Source organism: Candidatus Magnetaquicoccus inordinatus (assembly GCF_004217665.1).
GTDB classification, from domain to species: Bacteria; Pseudomonadota; Magnetococcia; order Magnetococcales; family Magnetaquicoccaceae; genus Magnetaquicoccus; species Magnetaquicoccus inordinatus.
This window is the reverse complement of record NZ_RXIU01000431.1, coordinates 1-1,474: the sequence shown is the minus strand read 5'-3', so window position 1 is coordinate 1,474 and position 1,474 is coordinate 1. Positions and strand designations below refer to the sequence as shown.

Here is a 1,474-nt window from a genome sequence, read left to right as displayed (position 1 = left end):
AGCCTTGCATGGCAAGCGTATCGGTTATACCCCTGGTACCACATCAGATTTTTTTCTCAGCACCTTTTTGAATGCCAATGGCATCGATCGCAGCAGTGTGCAATTGGTTGCCCTGAAACCGGATGAGATGCAGAGCGCGATTGCCGCCAAACAGGTCGATGCGGTGTCCACCTGGAACTATCCGCTGGCGCAGATTCAAAAAACGCACGCAGCGGGGATAACAACCTTCTATGACAAGGATATCTATACGGAAACCTATAATCTGGTTGCCAAAAAAGAGTATATCAAACAGCATCCAGAGACCATCAAGCGTTTTTTGCGCGCCTTGATCCAGGCGGAGGAGTTTACCCATAACAATCCGGATGAGGCACAAACCATTGTGGCGCAAATCAGCAAGGTGGATAAAGAGCTGGTCAAGCAGGTCTGGAACAGTTTTGGCTATCGGGTGTTGCTCGACCAAATTTTGTTGATCATGCTCGAGGATGAAACACGTTGGGCCATCAGCAACCGCATCGCCGAGCAAAAGGAGATGCCTGATTATCTGTCACACATCCATTTTGATGCCTTGCGGGCGGTCAAGCCGGAAGCCATTCGTATCAAACGCTAGACACGGAAATCATGATGTCTATTCTCTCCAGATTGCGGATGTTGATTCTGCTTTCGCTGGGCAGTGTCATGATTCTGGCCTCACCGTGTCCATATCCTTCTGCAGCTCCTCAAGGCTTACCTTGCCATCGCTGTTGCTGTCGGCAAGGGTAAAACGCTCTTGCAATTTACCCTGCGCCTCATCGCTGCTGATGCCATTATCCTTGTTGGTATCCATCTGACTCAGCAGATCGGCTGCCGAAAGGGGCGCCATGCCCGACATGCCGTTGCCACGTCGCTGACTGTGCGCAGTCAACAACTGTTGCAACTCATCACTGCTTAATTTGTTATCGCTGTTGCTGTCTGCAGCGGCAAAATCCTTTTGCAAAGGCCCTTTGGCTTCGCTCAAACTGAGAAAACCATCAGCATCACTATCCAGTTTGCTCAGCAAGTCGCTGGCAGTGGGGGCTTTGCCCATGCCACGCATCCCCCCCATGCCGCCCATCCCACCCATATTGCCCATCGCCATGATGTTCATCGCTACTCCCCTTTCTGCTCCTGCAGATATTCACAGTACATAAACGGTTAAACAGGTCACGACAACACGCAACCCTCTCCGCACCAGGTCTCTGGATGAGGCCCTCGCCCCTTCTCCTCTGCACCATGGTCACACTGTAAGGGGTTTTTCTGTAAGTGTGTTTGAAGAGTTGTAAAGATTTGTCTGACCCTCAATACAGAGAACGACTCTCAAATGAACCTTGAAAAAAATGTGCAATGGGCAGATACTGTGAAGTGAAGAGTGGTTAAATCATCAGGGTACAAGCAATTGTGCACAATCCTCCGCAGTACAGGATACCGGAAGATGAATAACGAAGAGCGCAAGGGTCGT

General features: G+C 50.3%; 2 protein-coding genes. One reads left to right on the top strand and one right to left on the bottom strand.

Annotated features, from left to right (window positions below; translation table 11 throughout):
* Positions 1 to 607: ABC transporter substrate-binding protein (locus EJP87_RS16295; protein WP_130472899.1), on the top strand; the 607-nt coding region annotated here is incomplete at its 5' end.
* Between the two features lie 66 nt (positions 608 to 673).
* Here the strand turns inward: EJP87_RS16295 and EJP87_RS16290 are convergent.
* Positions 674 to 1,123, bottom strand: coding sequence for an EF-hand domain-containing protein (locus EJP87_RS16290; RefSeq protein ID WP_130472898.1), 450 nt, complete (start codon positions 1,121 to 1,123; stop codon positions 674 to 676).
* Positions 1,124 to 1,474 lie beyond the last annotated feature (351 nt).